20 protein-coding genes, 19 tRNA genes, 2 rRNA genes, 1 riboswitch and 1 other annotated feature (1 of these 43 cut by a window edge) are annotated in these 24,683 nt (G+C 41.7%); of the genes, 36 read left to right on the top strand and 5 right to left on the bottom strand.

The window, feature by feature from the left end:
• From G7058_RS01290 to G7058_RS01190, 21 genes are all read left to right on the top strand, one after another.
• Positions 1–1,303, top strand: a 23S ribosomal RNA gene (locus G7058_RS01290); it begins 1,609 nt to the left of the window's first position.
• A gap of 104 nt (positions 1,304–1,407) precedes the next feature.
• Positions 1,408–1,523, top strand: a 5S ribosomal RNA gene (rrf, locus tag G7058_RS01285).
• Between the two features lie 27 nt (positions 1,524–1,550).
• Positions 1,551–1,623, top strand: a tRNA-Val gene (locus G7058_RS01280).
• A gap of 45 nt (positions 1,624–1,668) precedes the next feature.
• Positions 1,669–1,741, top strand: a tRNA-Lys gene (locus G7058_RS01275).
• A 23-nt stretch (positions 1,742–1,764) separates the two neighbouring features.
• Positions 1,765–1,846: transfer RNA gene (locus G7058_RS01270), tRNA-Leu, on the top strand.
• Positions 1,847–1,851: 5 nt separating this feature from the next.
• Positions 1,852–1,924: transfer RNA gene (locus G7058_RS01265), tRNA-Thr, on the top strand.
• Positions 1,925–1,931: 7 nt separating this feature from the next.
• Positions 1,932–2,003: transfer RNA gene (locus tag G7058_RS01260), tRNA-Gly, on the top strand.
• 10 nt (positions 2,004–2,013) lie between these two features.
• A tRNA-Arg gene (locus tag G7058_RS01255) sits at positions 2,014–2,087 on the top strand.
• Between the two features lie 10 nt (positions 2,088–2,097).
• Positions 2,098–2,171, top strand: a tRNA-Pro gene (locus G7058_RS01250).
• Positions 2,172–2,188: 17 nt separating this feature from the next.
• Positions 2,189–2,261, top strand: a tRNA-Ala gene (locus G7058_RS01245).
• Positions 2,262–2,273: 12 nt separating this feature from the next.
• Positions 2,274–2,347, top strand: a tRNA-Met gene (locus G7058_RS01240).
• 60 nt (positions 2,348–2,407) lie between these two features.
• Positions 2,408–2,480 (top strand) — tRNA-Met (locus tag G7058_RS01235).
• A gap of 42 nt (positions 2,481–2,522) precedes the next feature.
• A tRNA-Phe gene (locus tag G7058_RS01230) sits at positions 2,523–2,595 on the top strand.
• 5 nt (positions 2,596–2,600) lie between these two features.
• A tRNA-Gly gene (locus tag G7058_RS01225) sits at positions 2,601–2,671 on the top strand.
• Between the two features lie 5 nt (positions 2,672–2,676).
• A tRNA-Ile gene (locus tag G7058_RS01220) sits at positions 2,677–2,750 on the top strand.
• 14 nt (positions 2,751–2,764) lie between these two features.
• Positions 2,765–2,854: transfer RNA gene (locus G7058_RS01215), tRNA-Ser, on the top strand.
• A gap of 19 nt (positions 2,855–2,873) precedes the next feature.
• A tRNA-Glu gene (locus G7058_RS01210) sits at positions 2,874–2,945 on the top strand.
• Between the two features lie 40 nt (positions 2,946–2,985).
• A tRNA-Ser gene (locus G7058_RS01205) sits at positions 2,986–3,075 on the top strand.
• Positions 3,076–3,121: 46 nt separating this feature from the next.
• Positions 3,122–3,194 (top strand) — tRNA-Met (locus G7058_RS01200).
• Positions 3,195–3,268: 74 nt separating this feature from the next.
• A tRNA-Asp gene (locus G7058_RS01195) sits at positions 3,269–3,344 on the top strand.
• A 1-nt stretch (position 3,345) separates the two neighbouring features.
• Positions 3,346–3,416, top strand: a tRNA-Gly gene (locus tag G7058_RS01190).
• A gap of 128 nt (positions 3,417–3,544) precedes the next feature.
• On the opposite strand, the gene G7058_RS01185 is transcribed toward G7058_RS01190, so the two are convergent.
• Complete coding sequence (locus G7058_RS01185; RefSeq protein WP_166061837.1) at positions 3,545–4,885, bottom strand: ISL3 family transposase; 1,341 nt, start codon at positions 4,883–4,885, stop codon at positions 3,545–3,547.
• Positions 4,886–5,034: 149 nt separating this feature from the next.
• Positions 5,035–5,844 (bottom strand): hypothetical protein, encoded by an 810-nt coding sequence (locus tag G7058_RS01180; protein ID WP_166061836.1) that lies wholly within the window; start codon positions 5,842–5,844, stop codon positions 5,035–5,037.
• 134 nt (positions 5,845–5,978) lie between these two features.
• Positions 5,979–6,053: riboswitch (SMK box riboswitch) on the top strand.
• On the opposite strand from G7058_RS01180, the gene metK reads away from it, so the two are divergent.
• On the top strand, positions 6,051–7,247 hold the full coding sequence (metK, locus tag G7058_RS01175) for a methionine adenosyltransferase (RefSeq protein ID WP_166061835.1): 1,197 nt from the start codon (positions 6,051–6,053) through the stop codon (positions 7,245–7,247). It overlaps the preceding riboswitch by 3 nt.
• 22 nt (positions 7,248–7,269) lie before the next feature.
• Here metK and G7058_RS01170 read toward each other — a convergent pair whose 3' ends face one another.
• Positions 7,270–7,851, bottom strand: coding sequence for a tRNA (mnm(5)s(2)U34)-methyltransferase (locus tag G7058_RS01170; protein WP_166061834.1), 582 nt, complete (start codon positions 7,849–7,851; stop codon positions 7,270–7,272).
• 152 nt (positions 7,852–8,003) lie between these two features.
• On the opposite strand from G7058_RS01170, the gene G7058_RS01165 reads away from it, so the two are divergent.
• The 3 genes from G7058_RS01165 to lepA all read left to right on the top strand — a co-directional run bounded on the left by G7058_RS01165 (position 8,004) and on the right by lepA (position 14,686).
• Positions 8,004–10,019: a LysM peptidoglycan-binding domain-containing protein gene (locus tag G7058_RS01165; protein WP_166061833.1), complete on the top strand. Its 2,016-nt coding sequence runs from the start codon at positions 8,004–8,006 to the stop codon at positions 10,017–10,019.
• 45 nt (positions 10,020–10,064) lie between these two features.
• Positions 10,065–10,258 (top strand) — a binding site (T-box leader).
• 69 nt (positions 10,259–10,327) lie between these two features.
• Positions 10,328–12,742, top strand: coding sequence for a leucine--tRNA ligase (leuS, locus tag G7058_RS01160; RefSeq protein WP_166061832.1), 2,415 nt, complete (start codon positions 10,328–10,330; stop codon positions 12,740–12,742).
• Between the two features lie 117 nt (positions 12,743–12,859).
• Complete coding sequence (gene lepA, locus G7058_RS01155) at positions 12,860–14,686, top strand: translation elongation factor 4 (protein WP_166061831.1); 1,827 nt, start codon at positions 12,860–12,862, stop codon at positions 14,684–14,686.
• Between the two features lie 100 nt (positions 14,687–14,786).
• On the opposite strand, the gene G7058_RS12045 is transcribed toward lepA, so the two are convergent.
• The gene (locus G7058_RS12045) at positions 14,787–14,933 is read right to left on the bottom strand and encodes a hypothetical protein (protein WP_373706069.1); all 147 of its coding nucleotides are present in this window, start codon (positions 14,931–14,933) and stop codon (positions 14,787–14,789) included.
• Between the two features lie 94 nt (positions 14,934–15,027).
• Between G7058_RS12045 and G7058_RS01150 the strand changes: the two genes are divergently transcribed.
• From G7058_RS01150 to G7058_RS01110, 9 genes are all read left to right on the top strand, one after another.
• On the top strand, positions 15,028–15,738 hold the full coding sequence (locus G7058_RS01150) for a DUF1538 domain-containing protein (protein ID WP_166061830.1): 711 nt from the start codon (positions 15,028–15,030) through the stop codon (positions 15,736–15,738).
• Between the two features lie 14 nt (positions 15,739–15,752).
• Positions 15,753–15,905: a DUF1538 family protein gene (locus G7058_RS12040; protein ID WP_166061829.1), complete on the top strand. Its 153-nt coding sequence runs from the start codon at positions 15,753–15,755 to the stop codon at positions 15,903–15,905.
• Positions 15,853–16,242, top strand: coding sequence for a DUF1538 domain-containing protein (locus G7058_RS01140; protein WP_264372321.1), 390 nt, complete (start codon positions 15,853–15,855; stop codon positions 16,240–16,242). The genes G7058_RS12040 and G7058_RS01140 overlap by 53 nt, the downstream gene beginning before the upstream one ends.
• Positions 16,199–16,981 carry a P-II family nitrogen regulator gene (locus G7058_RS01135; RefSeq protein WP_166061827.1) on the top strand — a complete coding sequence of 261 codons (783 nt, stop codon included), beginning with the start codon at positions 16,199–16,201 and terminating at the stop codon, positions 16,979–16,981. Before G7058_RS01140 ends, G7058_RS01135 begins: the two co-directional genes overlap by 44 nt.
• Before the next feature lie 83 nt (positions 16,982–17,064).
• Complete coding sequence (locus tag G7058_RS01130) at positions 17,065–18,738, top strand: formate--tetrahydrofolate ligase (RefSeq protein ID WP_166061826.1); 1,674 nt, start codon at positions 17,065–17,067, stop codon at positions 18,736–18,738.
• Positions 18,739–18,811: 73 nt separating this feature from the next.
• Entirely contained in the window at positions 18,812–20,698 is a 1,887-nt protein-coding gene (locus G7058_RS01125) for an ABC-F family ATP-binding cassette domain-containing protein (protein ID WP_166061825.1), read from the top strand.
• Positions 20,699–20,721: 23 nt separating this feature from the next.
• On the top strand, positions 20,722–21,669 hold the full coding sequence (locus G7058_RS01120; RefSeq protein ID WP_166061824.1) for a thymidylate synthase: 948 nt from the start codon (positions 20,722–20,724) through the stop codon (positions 21,667–21,669).
• A 17-nt stretch (positions 21,670–21,686) separates the two neighbouring features.
• Positions 21,687–22,163: a dihydrofolate reductase gene (locus G7058_RS01115; RefSeq protein WP_166061823.1), complete on the top strand. Its 477-nt coding sequence runs from the start codon at positions 21,687–21,689 to the stop codon at positions 22,161–22,163.
• A gap of 135 nt (positions 22,164–22,298) precedes the next feature.
• A complete protein-coding gene (locus G7058_RS01110) occupies positions 22,299–22,628 on the top strand; it encodes a hypothetical protein (RefSeq protein ID WP_227004464.1) in 330 nt (109 codons plus the stop codon).
• Positions 22,629–23,009: 381 nt separating this feature from the next.
• Here G7058_RS01110 and trhA read toward each other — a convergent pair whose 3' ends face one another.
• Complete coding sequence (trhA, locus tag G7058_RS01105) at positions 23,010–23,657, bottom strand: PAQR family membrane homeostasis protein TrhA (protein WP_166061821.1); 648 nt, start codon at positions 23,655–23,657, stop codon at positions 23,010–23,012.
• Positions 23,658–23,772: 115 nt separating this feature from the next.
• Between trhA and G7058_RS01100 the strand changes: the two genes are divergently transcribed.
• A complete protein-coding gene (locus G7058_RS01100; RefSeq protein ID WP_166061820.1) occupies positions 23,773–24,399 on the top strand; it encodes a DUF2140 family protein in 627 nt (208 codons plus the stop codon).
• A 27-nt stretch (positions 24,400–24,426) separates the two neighbouring features.
• Entirely contained in the window at positions 24,427–24,681 is a 255-nt protein-coding gene (locus G7058_RS01095) for a YozE family protein (protein WP_166061819.1), read from the top strand.
• Positions 24,682–24,683: the final 2 nt, after the last annotated feature.

The following is a 24,683-nucleotide window of genomic DNA, read 5'->3' as shown; positions in this document are numbered from 1 at the left end:
AAGAAAAGCTTCTAGTTAGAAAACAACTGCCCGTACCGCAAACCGACACAGGTAGTCGAGGAGAGAATCCTAAGGTGAGCGAGCGAACTCTCGTTAAGGAACTCGGCAAAATGACCCCGTAACTTCGGGAGAAGGGGTGCTGACCGCAAGGTCAGCCGCAGTGAATAGGCCCAAGCGACTGTTTATCAAAAACACAGGTCTCTGCAAAATCGAAAGATGACGTATAGGGGCTGACGCCTGCCCGGTGCTGGAAGGTTAAGAGGAGAGGTTAGCTTCGGCGAAGCTTTGAATTGAAGCCCCAGTAAACGGCGGCCGTAACTATAACGGTCCTAAGGTAGCGAAATTCCTTGTCGGGTAAGTTCCGACCCGCACGAAAGGCGTAACGATTTGGGCACTGTCTCAACGAGAGACTCGGTGAAATTATAGTACCAGTGAAGATGCTGGTTACCCGCGACAGGACGGAAAGACCCCATGGAGCTTTACTGCAGGTTGATATTGATTGTTTCTGCTACATGTACAGGATAGGTAGGAGCCATAGAAGTCGGGACGCCAGTTTCGATGGAGGCATCATTGGGATACTACCCTTGTAGCAGGACCAGTCTAACCCGCCGCCCTTATCGGGCGGGGAGACAGTGTCAGTCGGGCAGTTTGACTGGGGCGGTCGCCTCCTAAAAAGTAACGGAGGCGCCCAAAGGTTCCCTCAGAATGGTTGGAAATCATTCGTAGAGTGCAAAGGCAGAAGGGAGCTTGACTGCGAGACAGACAAGTCGAGCAGGGACGAAAGTCGGGCTTAGTGATCCGGTGGTACCGCATGGAAGGGCCATCGCTCAACGGATAAAAGCTACCCTGGGGATAACAGGCTTATCTCCCCAAGAGTTCACATCGACGGGGAGGTTTGGCACCTCGATGTCGGCTCGTCGCATCCTGGGGCTGTAGTCGGTCCCAAGGGTTGGGCTGTTCGCCCATTAAAGCGGCACGCGAGCTGGGTTCAGAACGTCGTGAGACAGTTCGGTCCCTATCCGTCGCGGGCGTTGGAAATTTGAGAGGAGCTGTCCTTAGTACGAGAGGACCGGGATGGACACACCGCTGGTGTACCAGTTGTTCTGCCAAGGGCATTGCTGGGTAGCTATGTGTGGAAGGGATAAACGCTGAAAGCATCTAAGCGTGAAGCCCCCTCGAGATGAGATTTCCCATCATCTAGAATGAGTAAGACCCCTGAGAGACGATCAGGTAGATAGGCTAGGAGTGGAAGTGCAGCGATGTATGGAGCGGACTAGTACTAATCGGTCGAGGACTTAACCAAGATTTAGAATAAAAAAAGCAAGCGATGAATGAGCTTTGGTCAGCTGTTCAGTCGTGTTATGGATTCAGTTTTGAGGGAACGTTGTTCCTTTAATTAAATAATTGTGCGGTGACGATGGCGAGAAGGTCACACCTGTTCCCATCCCGAACACAGAAGTTAAGCTTCTTAGCGCCGATTGTAGTGAAGGGTTTCCCTTTGTGAGAGTAGGACGTTGCCGCGCACTTGTTTTTTTGTCTATTTTATTTATGGAGGTTTAGCTCAGCTGGGAGAGCATCTGCCTTACAAGCAGAGGGTCGGCGGTTCGATCCCGTCAACCTCCATTATCTGACTTTCAAACGGGTCAGATAAAGAGATTTAATTTATTTGAGGCATTAGCTCAGTTGGTAGAGCATCTGACTTTTAATCAGAGGGTCGCAGGTTCGAACCCTGCATGCCTCATTCTATTATTAATAATAGAAAACGCGGGTGTGGCGGAATTGGCAGACGCACTAGATTTAGGATCTAGCGCCGCAAGGCGTGGGGGTTCAAGTCCCTTCACCCGCATATTAGCCGGCTTAGCTCAGTTGGTAGAGCATCTGATTTGTAATCAGAGGGTCGAGGGTTCAAGTCCTTTAGCCGGCATTTTTTTGCGGAAGTAGCTCAGTGGTAGAGCACCACCTTGCCAAGGTGGGGGTCGCGGGTTCGAACCCCGTCTTCCGCTTTTGCATATTGCAGCCATAGCTCAACTGGATAGAGTACCTGACTACGAATCAGGCGGTTGTAGGTTCGACTCCTACTGGTTGCATTTTTAACATCGGGAAGTAGCTCAGCTTGGTAGAGCACTTGGTTTGGGACCAAGGGGTCGCAGGTTCGAATCCTGTCTTCCCGATATAGTAATAGTATTATGGGGGCTTAGCTCAGCTGGGAGAGCGCCTGCCTTGCACGCAGGAGGTCAGCGGTTCGATCCCGCTAGTCTCCATTCCATATACTTAGCGGTGTAGCTCAGCTGGCTAGAGCGTCCGGTTCATACCCGGGAGGTCGTGGGTTCGATTCCCTCCGCCGCTATACCAGATATCTTGCTACTTATGCAGCGAAATAAATGGAATTAAAGACAATTAATATTATCGCGGGGTAGAGCAGTTGGCAGCTCGTCGGGCTCATAATCCGGAGGTCACAGGTTCGAGTCCTGTCCCCGCAATTTCATGACTGTGTGAAATAAAACAGAAGTGACTCAGAAATAGGCTTGGTAGCTCAGTTGGTAGAGCACTTGATTGAAGCTCAAGGTGTCGGCGGTTCGATTCCGTCCCAAGCCATTTTAGCGGGTGTAGTTTAGTGGTAAAACCACAGCCTTCCAAGCTGTTGTCGGGAGTTCGATTCTCCTCACCCGCTTCTGAGGGCCTATAGCTCAGCTGGTTAGAGCGCACGCCTGATAAGCGTGAGGTCGATGGTTCGAGTCCATTTAGGCCCATTTAAACGTTTTTTGGGGAAGTACTCAAGAGGCTGAAGAGGCGCCCCTGCTAAGGGTGTAGGTCGGATCATACCGGCGCGAGGGTTCAAATCCCTCCTTCTCCGTATTACAATTTTATTTCATGGCCCGTTGGTCAAGCGGTTAAGACACCGCCCTTTCACGGCGGTAACACGGGTTCGAGTCCCGTACGGGTCATTGTCATTGTTTATGACATATTTTAATATCAGCTTATTTCGGAGGATTACCCAAGTCCGGCTGAAGGGAACGGTCTTGAAAACCGTCAGGCGTGTAAAAGCGTGCAAGAGTTCGAATCTCTTATCCTCCTTTGATATCTTTTTATAGATATCCAAAATATATTAATATTTTATTATCGCGGGGTAGAGCAGTTGGCAGCTCGTCGGGCTCATAATCCGGAGGTCACAGGTTCGAGTCCTGTCCCCGCAATTTCATGATTGTTTTGCTTTAGCAACTTTCAAGCATGATACACTTGAGTGCAAACTCACAGTGTTATTTTTTTCGGTTCCGTGGTGTAGGGGTCAACATGCCTGCCTGTCACGCAGGAGATCGCGGGTTCAAATCCCGTCGGGACCGCCACGCGGGTGTAGTTTAGTGGTAAAACCACAGCCTTCCAAGCTGTTGTCGGGAGTTCGATTCTCCTCACCCGCTTAATTGAGTACAGTAAAGCCCTCAACTATTACTAATATAGTTGAGGGCTTTTTTCGGTTCTATGTCAAATAGTGTTGGTGGACCCTATGAAAGTCAAAGCGAGAATTAATTTTTCGCTTTGACTTTTTTTATTCACCTTGGTGAGCTAGTTCATCCTGATAGTGCAATGCCTTCGGCTCAAAACGACTTGCTGTCAGACGATAACTGATGAGAATCCGTGCACGCAGGTGACTATAATTTCGGTAACCAAACCCAGAACGTTTGATGTTCTTGATTTTATTATTGACGCCTTCAATTGCCCCGTTAGAAAGGGTATATAAACAGGCGTTGCGAATGCCTTTTTGATGCTTAAATAAAGTCTGGACGGTTGTACGGACTTTCCTTGGTAACGCATATTTTTTGGACTCTTCTAAGGTAGTGTTAAACTGTTCAAAATCATGGTTATGGAGCGCGAAACGGAGGTCATTTACCAACTTGTAGACGTGACGCAACCGCGGGTTGAGAGACAATAAATAATCAATCATCATCTTTTCAGTCATAAGTCCGTCATAAAGGCGATCTGTCTTGTAATCGGTAAAATTTAATTCCCATTCGTTCTTCAAAAGTAACTTCCATTGTTTCTTTAACTTACGGTAATCTGTCGCACTTTTATTGCGTATTTCATTCATCACACGTATTCGGAACGTATTCAGAGCGCGATTCAGATGCTGCACAATATGAAAACGATCGATGATAACCTCAGCTTTTGGGAAACAGTTCTTTACCACCTCCAAATACGGTGAGTACATATCCATGGTAACGGTCTTGACGCTGTAACGGGAATCTTTAGGATACCGCATAAAGTAATCAATCAAGTGAACCTTTCTCCTGTCTTCGACGACATCGATTAACCGATGGTTTTGGGCATCAAGAAACAGAAAACTCATAGACCCCGAGACATTTTTAACAGACTTAAATTCATCGATAGAGAGGTGCTGCGGTAAATAAAGATACTTGGAAGCTAATGGTTCCCCGACCTTTTCAAGTACACGTATAACAGTGCTATTGGAAACAGAAAGATGCTGTGCCACCAATTTCATGGACTGTATTTCACGTAATTCCATCGCAATTGTCCGCTTGATAATATTAGAAATAAAACAATGCCGTTCAACCAGTTTTGTTTCAGCGATAAACGTTTGGTCACAATGCTTGCACAAGAAACGTTGTTTCTTTAGACGCAGAAGAAGCGGTTGAAAATTGATGTGTGTCAGCTTGATAGTGGATATTTTTGTTCCATTCTTAATAATGTCTTGATGAGAATGATTGACGACACCACATTTTTCACAATAATGTGGCGTGTATGTCAGTTTTCCTTGCAAGATCATATGATTAACTTCTTTGCTTTTCTTAAATTCCAATGGAATTTCTTCCAATTGAATATTTGGGTCTTCTATTCCGAGCATTTTTTTAATACAATAAGTTTGGGTCATGTGAATCCTCCTGTTGTTTTGTGTGGTAACTTAATTATAGGGGTTCACGGACCTTTTTTGTCTTTAAAAACAGAAAAAGTGCCGGTGAATCATTTCGATTCACCAACACTATTTACTATAGAGCCCTTTTTTCTATGTATAATCTGGCTTTATGCAGGGTACTGTACCAATATGGCATATAAAACAATTGTTATTAAGATGATTAAATTTAGATAATTATCCATACGCATGGATATACGAAACTTTTTAATTACTAGAAGGACGAACAAACCTAACAGTGGTAACGCATAAAGGAAAACGGTGGTGAACGTCACGCTTTGCACCAATAGTAAAATAATAATCGAGATTGTACCGACCGCGTAACTAATGCTGATTAACGGCAAGTAGTAGAGTTCTATGAAATATTGATAACGACTATCTTCTTCCATAAACATTCCTCTTTGGCGATAAATAACCAGTGATAGAAGGATAAAGATATTAGGTATAACATAGCCTATAAAATCCCATTCCAGGAATCGCGTCTGGATATAATAAGAAAGGTAACCGAGAATAATCACCTTGAAAAAGAGCTGTAATACCACATAGAAGACAGATTGTTCCATTCTAAGTGCCGGATTATAAGCAATGAAGATAAAGAGCAGGTAGAGTAGTAATAAGCCCACACTCAACCAATTTACCGTGGTCCAGATAAGAAGAAGGACTATCAGCATTGCAGCCCAGTAGATTGGATTTAGAATAGAAGGGTACGCCAACGTTTTTTTTACTTTTTTGATTAAGATTCTTTCCAATAAACTAGTAAGTAAAAGAAACGTGTAGAGTAATATGGTAGGGAATAATTGAAGCCCTGTTTGTCTTGAACCTAAAACCGTTCCGAATAGTATCAAAGAAAAAGGAAGGGTTCCCCAAGCAAAAAGTGGATGGTTAAGACACCTTATAATAAGAGTTAGTAGCTGGTTCATGATTCACATCCTAAATATGATAATTTCCTAATCTTCATCTAATCAAATATACGACATGATGTCAATAGTATGCGAAGAATTAGGTTGCTTTTTCGTTGTAAAACGTGTATATTAGAACCGTTGCTGTTTTAGAGGCAGAGAGCAATATCCCGATAGGATCCTGCAAAAGGAGAAGCCTTGTAACCAAAAAAATGGGGGAATTACATATGGTAGAGAAAAAATTATTTACATCAGAATCTGTAACAGAAGGACATCCGGATAAAATAGCTGATCAAATCAGTGATGCAATTTTAGATAAACTATTATCTTTGGATCCGCAAGCGCGTGTTGCTTGTGAGACAGCTGTTACAACTGGACTTGTCTTCGTGTTTGGAGAAGTTACGACTTCTGCTTATGTGAATATCCAGGAAGTAGTAAGAGAAACAGTTACTGAAATAGGGTATACACGTGGAAAGTTCGGTTTCGATGCGGACAATCTAGCCGTTATGGTAGCGTTAGATGAACAATCTGATGATATTGCACTTGGTGTAGATAAAGCGTTGGAAATCAGAGAAGAAGCAGTTGTATCTGAAGAAGACAACAAGCTCATTGGTGCAGGCGATCAAGGTCTAATGTTTGGATTTGCGATTAACGAAACAGAAGAGCTAATGCCATTACCAATCAGTTTAAGTCACAAGTTAACTGAGAAACTTGCAGAGGTTAGAAAAGATGGTACGATGGAATACTTGCGTCCAGACGGAAAAGCGCAAGTAACTGTTGAGTATGATGAAGAAGACAAACCACTGCGTGTTGATACTGTTGTTTTAAGTACACAACATGATGAGTTGGTTACATACGATATCTTAAAAGATGACGTTATGGAAAAAGTAATTAAAGCAGTTATTCCAACAGAGTTGCTTGATAGTGAAACGAAATTCTATATCAACCCAACGGGACGCTTCGTCACAGGAGGACCAAAGGGTGACTCTGGTTTAACTGGTCGTAAAATTATCGTTGATACTTACGGTGGGTATGCACGTCATGGTGGAGGTGCGTTTTCTGGGAAAGATGCAACAAAGGTTGACCGTTCAGCAAGTTACGCAGCACGTTATATTGCTAAGAATATTGTTGCTGCAGGTATTGCTACAAAATGCGAGATTCAATTAGCTTACGCAATTGGGGTCGCAGAACCTGTATCTATTTCCGTAGACACTTTTAACACTAGTGATGTATCAGAAGAGCGCTTGATTGCTGCGATTCGTCAAATTTTCCAATTAACACCAGCGGGAATTATTAATATGTTGGATCTTCGTCGTCCAATCTATAAAAAGACAGCTGCATATGGTCACTTCGGTCGTTCAGACAGTGATTTCACATGGGAAAAAACTGACAAAATCGAAGCATTAAAAGAAGCTTTGGCATAATCAAAACACGTACAAACACCAATTAGGATGTTTGTACGTGTTTTCTTTTTTCTATAGCCAATAGGAAAGGCGGATTATTCTTTTGATTAATAAAGCCATATTGGAGAACAGAATACGCATTTTGATCCAGAGTCATCACATAATCTAAGACTCCTTCTTTTTCGTCTTTTCCTTGCATGTGTCCACTATAGACAACTAAGAGCATTAATCCACCAACACGTAAGCGCGGTAACAGCGTATCAATACTGGTCAACGTTGATTCTCGCATGGTTGTAATACGCTTGTCGCTGCCGGGCAAATAACCCAAATTATAAATAACCGCCCCTAACTCACAATCTGGTTCTAGAAACGTATGTGCCTGTTCGTGCCCGATATGATGTAACGAGACCTGTTCTAAGACACCGGCTTGTAAACATTTTTCTTTAGTAATGGCGATTGCTTCCTCTTGAACGTCAAATCCATGAATGTGTCCGGTCTGTCCGACTAGCGACGCCAAGAAGAGGGTATCGTTTCCTTTTCCAACGGTAGCATCTATGACTATGTCTCCCGTTTTTACTGTTTGACGCAAGAGCGTATGACTATAAGTAATGGCTCTCTCTAACATATTTTCAGCTCCTTCCCACTTATTATAGTATGAACTATGTTACAAATAGATTACAATTCTAACATTTGTACAAAAAGCAACACATCATAAATCAAACGCTTTATAATGTTGGTAATTGACGATTAGAAATGGTAAGAACGGAGTGGATAAATTTGAGCAGTTCAAGAAAACAAGTAATCAAAAAAAGAAAACTAACTCTATTAAACGATAAACTTAAACATACGTCCCTTAGAATGCGGAAAAGTTTCGCACTTATCGGTGCTTCTGCCCTTATTCCTTCACTAGTAGCACCTACTATACAAACAAAAGCGGCTGAAGTATCCGTAAAAGGACAAACCGCTCAGCATCAAAATCCGTTTCTTAATTCGATCATTCCCGCTGCGTCTAAAATCGCTGAAAAAAATGATCTTTATGCTTCTGTCATGATGGCTCAGGCTATCTTGGAAAGCGGCTGGGGACAAAGTACACTTGCAAAATCACCTAACCATAATCTCTTTGGGATTAAAGGGGATTATGAAGGCGAAACTGTAGCGATGGATACCTTAGAAGACAGCGGTAATCAAAATTACTACCAAATTAATGCGGAATTCCGTAAATACCCATCTTACTCAGAATCATTAGAAGATTATGCAGCCCTTATACGTGGAGGCACGAATTGGGATCCGTCTTATTATAGTGGTGCTTGGAAAAGTAATACTCAATTGTATCAAGATGCTACACAGCATTTAACAGGTCGTTATGCAACAGACACTGCATACGCAACTAAATTAAACGCAATTATTCAGACGCATGGTTTAACAAATTACGATACGCCTTCTTCACCAAGTAACCAAACTGGGACCAAGCCCGTAACGACTGTCCCAGGCGCTTCTTATAGTGTCAAAGCTGGCGATACCTTATACAAAATTGCGAATATGCATGGTATTTCGGTTGTACAATTAATGGAATGGAACCAATTAAATAGTTCAAATATCTATGTTGGCACGACTCTAAAAGTGAATGCAACCGTGCCAGTTAGTGTTGAAAAACCAACACCGACTACACCAGCTCCATCTGCAAATAGCGTCTATACAGTGAAGTCCGGTGACTCTTTGTGGAGAATTAGCCAAACACAGGGTGTAACAGTTGCTCAAATCAAAGCATGGAATAACCTGAAAAGTGATTTCATTGCGCCGGGACAAGTATTGAAAGTAGCAACTACTAGCACTCAACCAAAACCGAGTCCGACACCAACTCCGGGGGTGACGCAAACGCAAGGTACTTACACTGTCAAAAATGGTGATACTTTGTATAAGATTGCCAACGAACTAGGCGTTTCCGTAGCTTCTATAAAAACGCTAAATAATTTGCGAACAGATATGATTTATCCAGGACAAAAATTACTAACGAATAAAACGACAACGGTGGTTGAAACACCTGAAAAAGTTGAAAAAGAAACCACTACAACACAAACGTATACCGTAAAAAATGGCGATTCTTTATTTGCGATTGCATCACGTCTAGGTACGAGTGTAGCGAATTTGAAAGCAGTAAATAATTTGAAATCCGATATGATTCATCCGGGCCAAAAATTAGTGACAACTCAAGTGTCTGCTACGAAACCACAAGAAATAGTTTCACGTCCGGTACAATCTGCACCGACTACAAACGCGAATACGTACACGGTTAAGAACGGAGATACGTTGTACAAAATTGCGTCTCAGTTAGGCATAACATTAGCGCAGCTGAAAGAAGTGAATCAACTAAAATCAGATATCATTTACCCGGGCCAAATCTTGACAGGCCAAAAAGCGGCTACTGTGGTTCAAACACCCGTTACAACACCAGTTGTTACAGCACCTGCTACAACTGGGAACTATACAGTAAAAGCGGGCGATACCTTATATAAAATCGCAACGACTGTCGGCGTAACCGTAGCGCAGGTTAAGAGTTGGAACAATCTGCCATCGGATATTATTTTCGTAGGACAAACACTTCACTTAAAAGCGTCAGAAACAGCAAAAGAAACATCTAAGCCAGAAAATGTAACTACTGGCTATACTGTGAAGTCGGGCGACACACTTTATTCGATAGCGCGTGTAAATGGTGTTTCTGTAACACAGTTGCTGGAATGGAACAATACAACAAGTGATACAATCTATCCGGGTCAGACGTTGAGAGTTAAATAAGCAACTTGATAAATCAAGCTTTATTTGATAAAATGATATAAATAATGAAAAACAAAGAATGGGAATAGTAGGAAATCGATTTCTGTAGAGAGTGCATGGTTGGTGAAAATGCATGAATGATATTTTTGAACTCGCCCGTAAGTTGCTGTGCTGAAAGTTATAGTAGGCATTGCCGTTTCGCCGCGTTATTGGCATGAAGAGAACCAACATAGGTGGTACCACGAGCATTCGTCCTATAGACTTTCCCACAGGGGGGAGTCTATAGGTTTTTTTATTTTTCAGAATAATTTTCAAAAAGGAGAATCGCAATGTCTTATAATCACAATACGATTGAAAAGAAATGGCAAAAATACTGGGAGGATAACACAACCTTCAAGACAGAACAAAAATCGGATAAACCAAAATACTACATTTTAGATATGTTCCCTTATCCATCAGGTCAAGGCTTGCACGTTGGGCATCCTGAAGGGTACACAGCGACAGATATTCTTGCCCGTACGAAACGTGCACAAGGTTTTAACGTTTTACATCCGATGGGGTGGGATGCATTTGGGTTACCAGCAGAACAATATGCGTTGGATACAGGTAATGACCCAGCTGAATTTACAGCTCACAACATTAAAACTTTTAAACGCCAAATTCAATCATTGGGATTCTCTTATGACTGGGATCGCGAAATCAATACTACAGATCCAGAGTACTATAAATGGACCCAATGGATTTTTACGAAGCTCTATGAAAAAGGCTTAGCTTATGAAGCGGAAGTTTCAGTTAACTGGTGTCCGGCACTGGGGACTGTTTTGGCAAACGAAGAAGTTGTAGATGGTGTGAGTGAACGTGGAGGTCATCCTGTTTACCGTAAACCAATGCGACAATGGATGCTTAAAATTACAGCTTATGCTGAGCGTCTATTAGATGACTTAGAATTAGTTGACTGGCCAGATAGCATTAAAGATATGCAACGCAACTGGATTGGTCGCTCTGAAGGATCAAATGTTACTTTCAAAATTAAAGGAACTGATAAGGACTTTACTGTGTTTACAACGCGTCCGGACACTTTGTTTGGGGCAACGTATGCAGTTATGGCACCAGAATTGCCATTAGTACAAGAAATTATGAGTGCTGAACAAGCGGCAGAAGTAAAAGCATATGTGGATTCAATTGCTACTAAGAGTGATTTAGATCGTACTGATTTAGCAAAAGAAAAAACCGGTGTCTTTACGGGTGCTTACGCAATTAACCCTGTGAATGGTAAAGAAATGCCGATTTGGATTTCTGATTACGTTTTGTCTACTTATGGAACAGGCGCAATCATGGCTGTACCTGCTCACGACCAACGTGACTATGAATTCGCTAAGAGATTCGATTTGGCTATCGTTCCGGTTCTAGAAGGCGGAAATGTAGCAGAAGAAGCATTTGTAGGCGATGGTCTGCATATAAACTCTGAATTCTTGGATGGCTTGGATAAAGATACAGCAATTAAAACAATGAATGAATGGCTAGTAGAAAATGGAGTCGGCGAATCTGTCGTTTCATACCGTCTGCGTGACTGGTTATTTGCCCGTCAACGTTACTGGGGAGAGCCAATTCCAGTCATTCACTGGGAAGATGGCACGACAACGACTGTTCCTGAAAATGAATTGCCATTGTTACTGCCTAAGACAGACAAAATTAAACCAAGCGGTACCGGCGAATCACCTTTGGCAAATATTGAAGACTGGGTTAATGTAACAGATCCAGAAACAGGTCTAAAAGGACGTCGTGATACAAACACAATGCCACAATGGGCAGGTAGCTCATGGTACTTCTTGCGCTTTATGGATCCACATAATGAAGAAGCACTTGTAGGGGAAGAAGCGCTTGATTACTGGGGAAATGTCGACCTATACATAGGGGGAGCAGAACACGCAGTGCTTCACTTGTTATACGCTCGTTTCTGGCATAAATTCCTTTATGATATCGGCATTGTTAAAACAAAGGAACCGTTCCAAAAACTATTTAACCAAGGAATGATTCTTGGTGAAAATAACGAAAAAATGTCTAAATCTAAAGGGAACGTTGTGAACCCGGATGATATCGTTGAAGCATTTGGTGCGGATACATTGCGTCTCTATGAAATGTTTATGGGTCCATTGGATGCAAGTACAGCTTGGAGCGAAAAAGGAATTGAAGCCAGCCGTCGTTTCTTGGACCGTGTCTGGCGTCTGGTTATTGACGAAGAAGGCAATGTCCGTGATCGTGTTACAAAAGTAAACCGCGGTGAATTGGACAAAGTTTACCACCAAACAATTAAGAAAGTAACCGAAGATTATGAACAATTGCACTTCAACACGGCGATTTCTCAAATGATGATTTTCGTTAACGAAGCTAACAAAGTAGATGCTTTGCCAATTACTTATATCGAAGGTTTCGTTCAAGTGCTTGCGCCAATCGCGCCGCATATGACCGAAGAGATTTGGAAGAAGCTGGGTCACACCGTAAGTGTGACAAAGGCAGCTTGGCCGATATATGATGAAAAATTCCTTGTCGAAGATGAAGTTGAAGTTGTCTTCCAAGTAAACGGTAAAGTGAAATCCCGCAGCAGTGTTCCTGCAGCAGCAACAAAAGAAGAGTTGACAGAGATTGCGATGGCTGATGAGAAAGTTAAAGAGGCAATTGCAGGCAAGCAAGTGCGTAAAGTGATTGCTGTCCCAGGTAAACTTGTTAATATTGTTGCGAACTAGTTTTTAACAGAGAAGATAAAGCGGCTGGTGTTGAACCAGTCGCTTTATCGGCTTGTTACTTTGCAACAAACTTGGTATAATTTTAGAATAATAGGTTTTCAGAAAGTGAGCAATTAGATGAATTTAGAGCAGATGAAAGAAAGACAGAAAAAGATAAGGAACTTTTCCATTATCGCCCATATTGACCATGGGAAGTCGACATTGGCAGACCGGATTCTGCAACAGACACACACGGTGGCAGATCGTGAAATGCAGGCCCAATTGTTGGATTCCATGGACTTAGAGCGTGAACGTGGGATTACCATTAAATTGAATGCTGTCGAAGTGACCTACCTAGCGAACGATGGGGAAGAATATATTTTCCATCTAATCGATACGCCTGGTCATGTCGATTTCACTTATGAAGTTTCGCGTAGTTTGGCTGCTTGTGAGGGTGCAATCCTTGTCGTGGATGCCGCACAAGGTGTTGAAGCCCAAACCCTAGCAAACGTTTATTTAGCAATTGACAACGAACTGGAAATTATTCCGGTTATTAATAAAATCGATTTACCTGCTGCAGATCCTGAACGTGTGAGAAAAGAAGTAGAAGACGTTGTAGGAATTGATGCAAGTGAAGCGATCCTGGCAAGTGCCAAAGCAGGAATCGGAATTGATGAACTGTTAGAGCAAATTGTCGAGAAAATTCCGGCACCAACAGGGGAATTGGAAAAGCCTTTACAAGCATTGATTTTTGACTCTGCCTACGATCCATATCGTGGGGTTGTATTAAACGTTCGAGTTGAAAATGGTGTTTTGCGTCCGGGCGATACAATTCGGATGATGGCTAGCGGGAAAGAGTATGACGTAACGGAAGTTGGTATTTTGTCACCGAAGGCCATTAAACGTGATTTCTTGATGGTTGGTGATGTAGGCTACGTGACTGCTACCATTAAAAACATCCAGGATGCTCGTGTAGGGGATACTGTTACATTGGCTAACAATCCTGCTCAAGAGCCGTTAGAAGGGTACCGTAAGCTAAATCCAATGGTTTACTGTGGTATTTATCCAGTAGAGTCATCAGACTTCAATGATTTGCGTGAAGCGTTGGAGAAGTTGCAGTTAAACGATGCTTCTTTACAATTCGAAGCTGAATCTTCTCAAGCTTTAGGTTTTGGTTTCCGTACTGGATTCTTGGGACTATTGCATATGGACGTTATTCAAGAACGGATTGAACGTGAATTCGGTCTGGATATTATTACGACTGCTCCTTCTGTTATTTATAATATTGAGAAAACAGACGGAACGACACTGTCAATTGACAACCCGTCTGAATTACCGGACGCAACAGAAGTTGAAAAAATTGAAGAACCATATGTAAAAGCAAGCATTATGGTACCCAATGATTACGTAGGTGCTGTTATGGAAATCGCACAACGTAAACGTGGGAACTTTATGACAATGGACTACTTGGACGACAATCGTGTAAATGTCATTTATGAAATGCCATTAGCAGAAATTATCTTTGATTTCTTCGATACATTGAAATCAAGTACCAAAGGCTATGCGTCACTTGATTACGAATTGATAGGTTACAAATCAAGTAATCTGGTTAAAATGGATATCTTATTGAATGGCGAACAAGTGGATGCTTTCAGTTCTATTATTCACCGCGATTCAGCCTACCACCGTGGTAGAGCCATCACAGAGAAACTGCAAAAACTTATCCCGCGCCAACAATTCGAAGTGCCGATTCAAGCTGCTATTGGACATAAAATCCTAGCCCGTACAACAATCAAGGCGCTTCGTAAGAACGTTTTGGCAAAATGTTACGGGGGTGACGTTTCTCGTAAACGTAAGTTATTAGAGAAACAAAAAGAAGGTAAAAAACGTATGAAACAAGTAGGATCCGTAGAGGTTCCACAAGAAGCGTTTATGGCTGTTCTTAAGATTGACGAGCAAGATTAGCCCGTCATAGCAACGTTCTGTAGAGTTACAATTTATATAAATATGGTGTTTGCCATCCTTTTGCCATCTTTGGCCTAAAAAGTGGATGGCAAGATACCATTTATTGAGAGATGCGGTCGAATAAATCGGCCGTGTCTCTTTTTTTCTTTTCCGTTAAGTGTAGGTAGGTATCTTGCGTTATGGCAGACCGCGAATGTCCTAACCGCACCTGTACCTCTTTAACGCTGGCGCCTGCTTCTAATAGCATTGTTGCATGCGATGGGCTAACATCCGCGGCAAAAAGGCGTGCATAAAGACATCAGGCTGATAACAAGACCTATCTTTAGAAGTGACATATAAAAATGGAAACAGAAATCGTTTATCGCTTTTTAATCGGTTCAGTTCTGATTATGATTGGTATGCCCCTATTTTTATTGGGAGTAGACATCAGTATCGAGAGAATTGGGGAGGATATGAGTCAGTCACTCATCCAAACAAATAAGATGAAGATTGTCATGGTCGGAAGTTTTATCTTTGGCTTTATTATTTCGGTAGCTGAGCCTGATTTACATATATTGGCACAACAAGTAAGTGCTGTTACAAATAATTTAATTCCACAAATGACATTGGTTATTACGGTGTCCTTAGGAATAGGTTTAATGATTGCACTCGGGATGTATCGTATTTTGAAGAGTATACGTCTCAATCGTTTTATAACCATTGTATATGGACTCATTTTCGTTCTGGCATTATTTAATTCAGGTGATTTCCTGGCGATAGCATTCGATGCATCAGGATCTACAACCGGCTCGATTACAGTATCGTTTATGCTGGCCTTGGCTGGTGGGGCATCTGCTATTACGCGGAGTGGTCTGGAGGAAGATACTGACAGTTTTGGGCTGTTGGGGATTGCTTCAACGGGAGCCATACTGGGAGTATTAATAATGGGGATGATTAGTCCTAACAGTAATTTGGCAGGAAACATTCCTGTAGATACTGTTCAGTCTAGTGGTGTAATTGGTACATTTTTAGATCAAATACCCCTTACAGCGAAAGATTCTTTCCTGTCTTAATCTTATTCTATATTTTGAATGCAATCAGTCTTAAAAAGACGAAACGTCAATTGATTCGGATTAATATCGGCTTGGTTTACACCATTATTGGATTAATTCTCTTTCTTAACGGGAGTGAATGCCGGATTTATGGATGCGAGTCGCAGTGTCGGTTATTTACTGTCTGAAACCAAAGGGAATATTTGGGTAATCGTAGTAGGCGTTATCTTCGGTGTATTAACAATTCCAGCAGAGCCATCTGTTCACGTTTTAACGGATCAAATTGAAGATGAAACAGCTGGTGCGATTAAGGCACGGACAGTCATGTTCAGTTTGGCGATAGGGGTAGGATTGGCAGTGGGATTATCTATCTTGCGTATCGTTATCCCGGCTCTAGAATTGTGGCATATTTTGCTACCAGGAATGGCAATAGCGCTTATTCTATCCTATTTTGTTCCGGTCGGCTGCACAGGAAAAGGAAATGCTGGATGCGTTCAACACCAAATTTTCTTTCGAAAAACGTAATACAGGGATTATATTCTCTGTTTCGTTGTCAAGTTGTTTGGGAATCACGCATAAAGCACCGCCGCATACTGATCTGCCGGCAGAAAATAAATCAGGAATTGTTGGCATCTTTACGGTGGTTGATAAGGGAATGGGCGAAGAGATTATCGCTATTTCAAATGAAGATGCCTGTTTTGGCGGAACAATTATGCCTGCACACGGCTCTGCGGATCATTCGCATAAGATTTTTACTCTCTCGGTTCAGGCTGAAAAAGAGACGGTCTTAATGCTTGTCCCGGCAGGAAAGGTTGCATCTGTACGGAATAAATTAATGGACAACCATAATTTTAAGAAAGCAAATTCAGGGATTTTCTTTACATTTGATGTGAATGCCTTTTATGGATTGGCTAAGAATACCTCAGATGGAACTGAAGTAAAGAGCGAAGAAACAGGGCCCCAATACGATGCGATTTGGGCGGTTGTTCCTTCCGGAAAGGATGTCGCTGTAATTGAATCGGCAGAAAAGGGAGGATCTACTGGCGGAACTATTTTCCACGCACGTGGTTCACATGTCGTAGAGAATGGTTTCTTCTTGAGCGCACTAGAACCGGAAAAAGAATTAGTGATGTTGATTGCCAAAAGAGAAGATGCTGAAGCAATCAGTCACAGTATCAATGAAGATTTACGCTTGGATAATCCGGGAACCGGTGTCCTATTCGTGTTTCCAATCGGGAATCCTACCGGGTTATTTGTCAAATAAGTATATCCGCCCCCAAACAATGTAGAGTGTTTGGGGGTTATTTGTTAGAATAGATAAAAACAGGCTTATGGAGGCTAAAACCTATGAAGAGTGATATACAGATTGCACAAGAAAATGTGATGCTGCCCATCGTGGAAATTGCAGAGCGCTTAAACTTAGAAATGGATGACTTGAAATTATACGGTAAATACAAGGCAAAAATCGATCAAAACGCGATTGCGCAATTGGATACTAAAGATGATGGCAAACTTATTTTAGTTACAGCTATTAACCCGACCCCTGCTGGTGAAGGGAAATCTACCGTAACAGTTGGCCTTGGCGACGCCTTAGCTTTGGCAGGTAAGAACAGTATGATTGCCTTGCGTGAGCCATCAATGGGCCCAACGATGGGAATGAAAGGTGGAGCAGCAGGTGGTGGCTATGCACAAGTACAGCCAATGGATGAAATCAACCTGCATTTTACCGGTGATATGCATGCCATAACCGCGACAAACAATGCCTTATCTGCCTTCATTGATAATCATCTGCAACAAGGAAACGAATTAGATATTGATTCTCGTAGAATCACCTGGAAACGTGTCATGGACATTAATGATCGTGCATTAAGAAATATTGTCGTGGGGATGGGTGGACCGACTAACGGTGTGCCGCGTGAGGATGGCTTTGATATTACGGTTGCCAGTGAGATTATGGCTATATTATGTCTGGCGACATCTATGGAAGACTTGAAAAAACGTTTGGGAAATATTGTGTTTGGTTATAATCGTAAGAGAGAACCGTTAACTGTCCGTGACTTAAAAATGGAAGGTGCTTTGACGTTAATACTAAAAGATGCGTTAGAACCAAACCTTGTTCAAACACTGTATCATACACCTGCTTTCGTTCACGGTGGACCGTTTGCGAATATCGCTCATGGCTGTAACAGTGTTATTGCAACGAAAACAGCGTTAAAACTGGCTGATTACGTGGTCACAGAAGCGGGCTTTGGAGCTGATTTGGGGGCTGAAAAATTCTTGGATATCAAAGTTCCAGAACTCGGTAAAGCACCGGATGCGATTGTTATAGTAGCGACGATTCGTTCTCTAAAGATGCACGGTGGTATTAAAGTTGCTGACTTAAAAGACACGGTTGATCCAAGCGCAGTTGCGAGAGGCTTTGCAAATCTTGAAAAACATATCCAAAATATGCAACGATATGGCGTTCCCGTAGTAGTTGCTGTTAATGCTTTTACGCAAGATACGAAAGAAGAAATTGCAGTAGTACAAGAGAGCTGCAAAAATCTCGGGGTAATATGTGAAATCGCGGATGTATGGGGTAAAGGACCGGAAGGCGGTCTTGATTTGGCGCAGGCAGTTATCGCTGCAACAGAACAAGAAATGACTTACAAACCTCTTTATGATCCCCAAAAGACAACGATTGAGGAAAAGATTACGGCCGTTGTTCGCGAAATATACGGAGGAGATACGGTTGTCTTCACACCAAAAGCACGCCAACAAATGAAACAGTTTAGCCGTCATGGTTGGGAGCATCTGCCGGTTTGTATGGCCAAAACACAATATTCTTTATCCGATAATCCAAAACAATTAGCCCGTCCGGAAGGCTTTTCCATTACGATTCGTGAATTCGTACCTAAAATTGGTGCTGGCTTTATCGTTGCTTTAACGGGTGATATTTTGACAATGCCTGGGTTACCGAAGCAACCGGCTGCTCTAAATATGGATGTGTTGGAAGACGGTACGGTGGTTGGATTGTTCTAGACGCCTGGATAGGCTATACTGGATAATGGAATAAATCAAATGTAATCGATAGAAATTGAGGGTTGACGCATATATGAAAGATATAAAAGCAGTAGGGCTATCGAAGTCTCATGGGATTAAGCAGCTATTTACAGATATTTCATTTACCATTCGCGAAGGGGAATACGTTGGCTTAATTGGTCAAAACGGGAGCGGGAAAAGTTCACTTTTACGAATTATTGCTGGCGCTGATACACCCGATGCGGGTACGATTGAAAAATCAAATGATTACCGGATTAATTATCTGCCGCAAGAACCGTCCTTTGATGAATCACATACTATTTTTGAAGCTGTCTTCTCAGGGGATGCTCCGTTAATTAAAACGGTGCGTCGGTACGAAGAAGCTGTTTCTAACTTGGCGAACGATAGTGAGAACGTCAAGCATCAAGAGGCGTATATGCGCTGTGAGCAAGAAATGAATGCCAACGACGCTTGGCAAGCAGAAGTGCAATACAAAACAATTTTGAATAAATTAGGTCTCGATAATTTGGAACAAAAGATTGGTGCGTTATCAGGCGGTCAAATAAAACGGGTCGGGCTGGCTCAGGTATTGATGCAAGCACCGGATTTATTGCTTCTGGACGAACCAACAAACCACTTGGATGTGGATGCAATTATTTGGTTAGAAACCTATTTGGCGCATTATAAGGGCGCTTTACTGTTAGTTACGCATGACCGTTACTTCCTTGAACGGGTCACCAATCAAATGTTAGAAATTAAGAATGGCGCTATTGAAAGCTATTCAGGTAACTATGTCTCGTATCTGGAACAAAAAGCTGAGCGCGAGGCCATTCAACAAAAGATGACTGAAAAACAAGCAAAACTTTATAAGAATGAATTGGCTTGGATGCGTAAAGGTGCGAAAGCCAGAACGACCAAACAACAGGCTCGGATTCATCGTTTCGAAGACTTGGCAAAAGACGTAAAAGAAGCACAAGGCGAAGAACAGAATTTAGAAATTAACTTTGACAGTTCACGGTTGGGTAAACGCGTATTCCAACTGGAAGATATTTCTTTGAAAGCCGGAGAAAAAGAAATTTTAAATAATTTCAGTCATATCTTCCAAGCTTCGGACCGGATTGGAATTGTTGGGAAAAATGGCTCTGGGAAAACGACATTTTTGAAAATGTTGGCGGGTGATGTTGTACCAACTTCGGGTATCCTGACCATTGGTGAGACCGTTAAAATCGGTTATTATCGTCAGATTATGGAGCCGTTCCCGGAAGATAAACGTGTGATTAATTACTTGCAGGAAATAGCAGAAGAAGCACAAATTGCTGATGGTACGCGTGTAAGTGTGACGGAATTGCTGGAAACTTTCTTATTCCCACGCGAAATGCACGGAAGTTTAATTCGGACATTATCAGGTGGCGAACGCCGTCGTTTGTATTTACTGAAACTATTAATGAATCAACCGAACGTATTGTTATTTGATGAACCGACGAATGATTTGGACATTGAAACGTTGACAGTACTTGAAGATTACTTAACGAGCTTCCAAGGAGCCGCGTTGGTTGTTTCACATGACCGTTATTTCTTAGATAAAGTTGTTGAGAAATTGATTGTTATTGATGCACCTTCTGGGCCGTTTCTATTTTACGGAAATATGACGGATTATCTGGAAGTGGCGGATGAACTTTATCAACCGGCACCTATAAAGTCGGAGAAAGAAAAAACAACCGTTTCGGATACAAAAGAAAAAGTAAAACTAACTTATAGCGAGCAACTGGAATGGTCTGGAATTGAAGAGGAAATAATGCTCATTGAAGAAGCGGTGAGTCAAGCGAAAGAAGAAATGCTTGAATTCTCGTCAGACTTCACTAAGTTGGGTGAGTTACAAATCCAAGTTGAAGAAAAAGAAGCGCAGTTAGCTGCCAAATGGGAACGTTACGAATACCTCAGTCAGTACGCAGGTGAATAAACTATCAATAAGGGTGGGTAATGATGACGAAGCAATATCTTGAGTTGGCACAAAAAATACGCGATGAGGGCGTGGAGAAATCCGATCGGACCGGTACAGGTACTAAAAGTATCTTTGGGTATCAAATGCGCTTTGATTTACAAAAAGGTTTTCCTCTTCTAACAACAAAGAAAACAGCATTTGGGCTTATTAAAAGCGAGTTACTTTGGTTCTTAAAAGGGGATACCAATATCCGTTATTTACTGGAAAATAATAATCATATTTGGGATGAGTGGGCGTTTGAGCGATATATCAAGTCTAGTGATTATACGGGTCCCGATATGTCGGACTTTGGTCGTCGTGTTCTTGAAGATGAAGACTTCAAAATCGCGTATCAAGAACAAATGGCTCTTTTCAGAGAAAAAGTACTAACGGATGATGCCTTTTCAGCACAATATGGGGAACTGGGAAATATTTATGGTTCACAGTGGCGCCATTGGAAAACATCACAAGGTGAAACCATTGATCAAATTAAAGACGTCATCCAGATGATTAAGACACAACCGGACTCCAGACGTCTGATCGTGTCAGCGTGGAATCCTGAAGATGTCCCACACATGGCTTTGCCACCTTGCCATACACTGTTCCAGTTTTTTGTGGCTGATGGAAAGTTGAGTTGTCAGCTGTACCAACGCAGTGCGGATGTATTTCTGGGTGTGCCGTTTAATATTGCCAGCTATGCCTTGTTAACGCATTTGATTGCCAATGAGACTGGCTTAGAAGTCGGTGATTTTGTCCATACTTTTGGTGATGCACATCTTTATTTGAATCATATGGATCAGATAAACGAACAGCTCTCCCGCGAAACGTATGAACTTCCTGAACTAGTCTTGAAAGCACCTGAAAAATCTATTTTTGACATGGAAAAAGACGATATTATTGTAAAAGGGTACAAGAGTCACCCCAGAATTAAAGCACCGATTGCGGTGTAAGTGAACGGAGGAAGGATATGTATCTATTAGTTTGGGCAGAAGATACAACGGGAGCCATCGGGAAAGATGGCAAGCTTCCGTGGCATCTTCCGAATGATTTGAAATTCTTCAGAACCACGACAACCGGTAAAACGATTGTTATGGGAAGAAAAACGTTTGAGAGTATGGGGAACCGTCCCTTGCCGAACCGCAACAACTATATTTTATCGCGTCAAAAAGAGTATCAAGCACCGGGCGCAACTGTTATCAGTGAATTATCGGATCTCCCGGACGGCGATATTTATGTAATTGGCGGGAGTGAGATATATAAGCAATTCTTACCTGATGCGGATGTTTTAATCCGTACGAAGATCAATGGGGTATTTGATGGTGATACGTTCTTCCCTGAAGTGGATTGGAGCGAATGGGAATTAACCGAGGAAACGCCAGGGATCCAAGACGAAAAGAACGTCTATAAACATGTTTTTCAGACGTTTAAGCGTAAAAACAAATAGGAAAGAGAGCCGTTTAGATTCGAATCTTCTAACGCATACCATATCCGAGAGCTACTAAAGTAGGTAGTTAAATAAAATAATCTATAGTCTGAGTAATTAAAAATACCGTCATATCAAGGGTTATTCTTCCTAGATATGACGGTGTTTTCTAATTTAGTTAGTTATTTCCCGGTGGTACTGATTGTAAATAGTTTTACAATCAGTTGGAGATCGGATTTCGCAGTTGAACTCGCTGTAAACAGTTTTACAATCAGTTGGTCGCCGGTTTTGCCAGTCGAACTCGCTGTAAATGGCTTTACAATCAGTTGGAGGACGGTTTTCCCAGTTGAACTCGATGTAAATAGCTTTACAATCAGTTGGACGCCGATTTTCCTATTCGAACTCGATGTAAATAGTTTTACAATCAGTTGGAGACCGGATTTCGCAGTCGAACTCGATGTAAATAGTTTTATAATCAGTTGGTAGACCGATTTTCTAAACCAACTCCTTATAATATACTAGATTCCTCAGTATTTCCCTTGTGCTACGAAGTTAGCCGTTAAAGCCTTGCTGCATTCAAAATAGCCTGCGTAACATTCTCATTTTTAATTCTTGATGATTCGGGTTTGGTGAAGGAAATGCCCCACGGATCCACAAAAGCACCCCCCACGGACCACAGGGCATTTCCGTCTCATCTCGGATAACTTAAAAAAAATCAAAAAAAGGAAGAACCCATCCAATGAATGCATGCTCCCTTTCTATATGACATTGCTATCGGATCTGCCTTTTTAAGCATATTTACGCCACTATTATTCGTTAATAGGAAAAGGGACCGAGAGTTTTTTCTCGGTCCCTCTTCTATTATATTTATACATAAAGTAAAACAGTAAAGTAATGGAAAGCAGCTCCCGCCAGTACAAATAAATGCCAAATGACATGCATAAACTTGAAGCGTTTGATGCTGTAAAAAATAGTTCCCAGGCTGTATGCTAAGCCACCGATGATGAATATAGTCATACCCGTTGTACCCAGGTACACAGTAATGGGCTTAATAAGGAAAACAGCTAACCAACCCATTGCCAGGTATAAGAAAGTAGAAGCTTTATTAAAACGGCCTACAAAGAATATTTTCAATATTAAACCGATTAGCGCAATACTCCAAACGGTGATTAACAAAACCTTAGCTTGCGTTCCTTCCAGAACAATTAGACAAAACGGTGTGTAACTCCCTGCAATAAGCAAGTAGATAGCAGCGTGGTCGATATAATGGAAGATTTTTTTGAATCGTGTAAAGCTAAAGCTATGGTATAGAGTTGACGCTAGGAATAAGAGAATCATGGAGATGCCGTAAACGAGATAGGCTGCCAAATGGACACCATCACCTGATCGGATGCCTTTGATGATTAGAAAAACCAAGGCGATAACACTTAATAGAGTACCGATACCATGCGTAATTGCATTTAACACTTCAGTTAAGATATCACTTTTTTTTCTTGTAATTGTTTGATTTGACATATTCTTGCCCCCAATTTTTGATGGTCACTATATTTTCAAACATATCTAATAGAAGTATAGCATAATTAGTGCTAAAATTAAAAAAACGCATTTGTAATTATTGAGGTGACAATAAGTGGAAAAAGTAGCTAAAAAGAAGAAATCCGGATGGAAATGGGCCTTTTTTCTTCTTTTGCTGTTAAATATGGGTGTTATTATTTATGTTGGAAGTCTCTTTATCGCTTCTCCGACAACGGACACTCATTCCAAAAAAGAAGAAATAACAGAGGAGATAATAAACAGTGAAGAGGAAATCGACGCGCTGATCACGCTGGGGAATAAGGATTTGGAAACGTTATTGTTGTATGCACTTTCCGAAAATACATCAACAGGTGAGGTGCCCGAAATCACTATTTCTGAAGATGTTATTATATCAGGAGAGCTTGAAGTCTTGGGTTTTCCGATTCAATACCAGTTGACAGCGGAACCATTTGTTGTGGAAGATGGCAATCTGCAGCTGAAAGTTTCCGAAGTAGCATTGGGACGGTTTACGTTACCAGTTAAGCAAGTCCTTCAATTACTCAGCAATCAAATGGATCCGAATTTACCGCTTGAAGTGGATATAGATAATGCATTTATTACTGTACGACTCTCTGAAGTCGAAACAGGGAGTGTAAAACGAATTAAATTAATAAAAATTGAAAAAGAACTTGCTGAATACACCTTTAACATCACCATAGCAAAGGAAAATTTGCTACAATAAGACTTATAACGAATTGGGAGGTAAATTATGGACCAGCAGTTTTACCAATATGCTATGACATTCAGGGATCCATATAAAAAAGATCCTCTTGTGGCGTTTGCGAATAAACTCGACAATGATACAGGCTTTCCCAGGAATCATTCTGATTACTATATCTTAGCGGATTACTTAGAGTTAAGCGGAGAATACTCAGAGCATATGGCCGACTTTGATGAAATGTATAATCAGTTTAGAGAAAAAAAGCACCAAGCAAATAAAATATTAAGAAGAGGCGAGGAATAAAA

Source organism: Jeotgalibaca porci (genome assembly GCF_011299095.1).
GTDB classification, from domain to species: domain Bacteria; phylum Bacillota; class Bacilli; order Lactobacillales; family Aerococcaceae; genus Jeotgalibaca; species Jeotgalibaca porci.
Note: the sequence above shows the minus strand (reverse complement) of the source record. Positions and strands in the feature narration are given on the sequence as shown.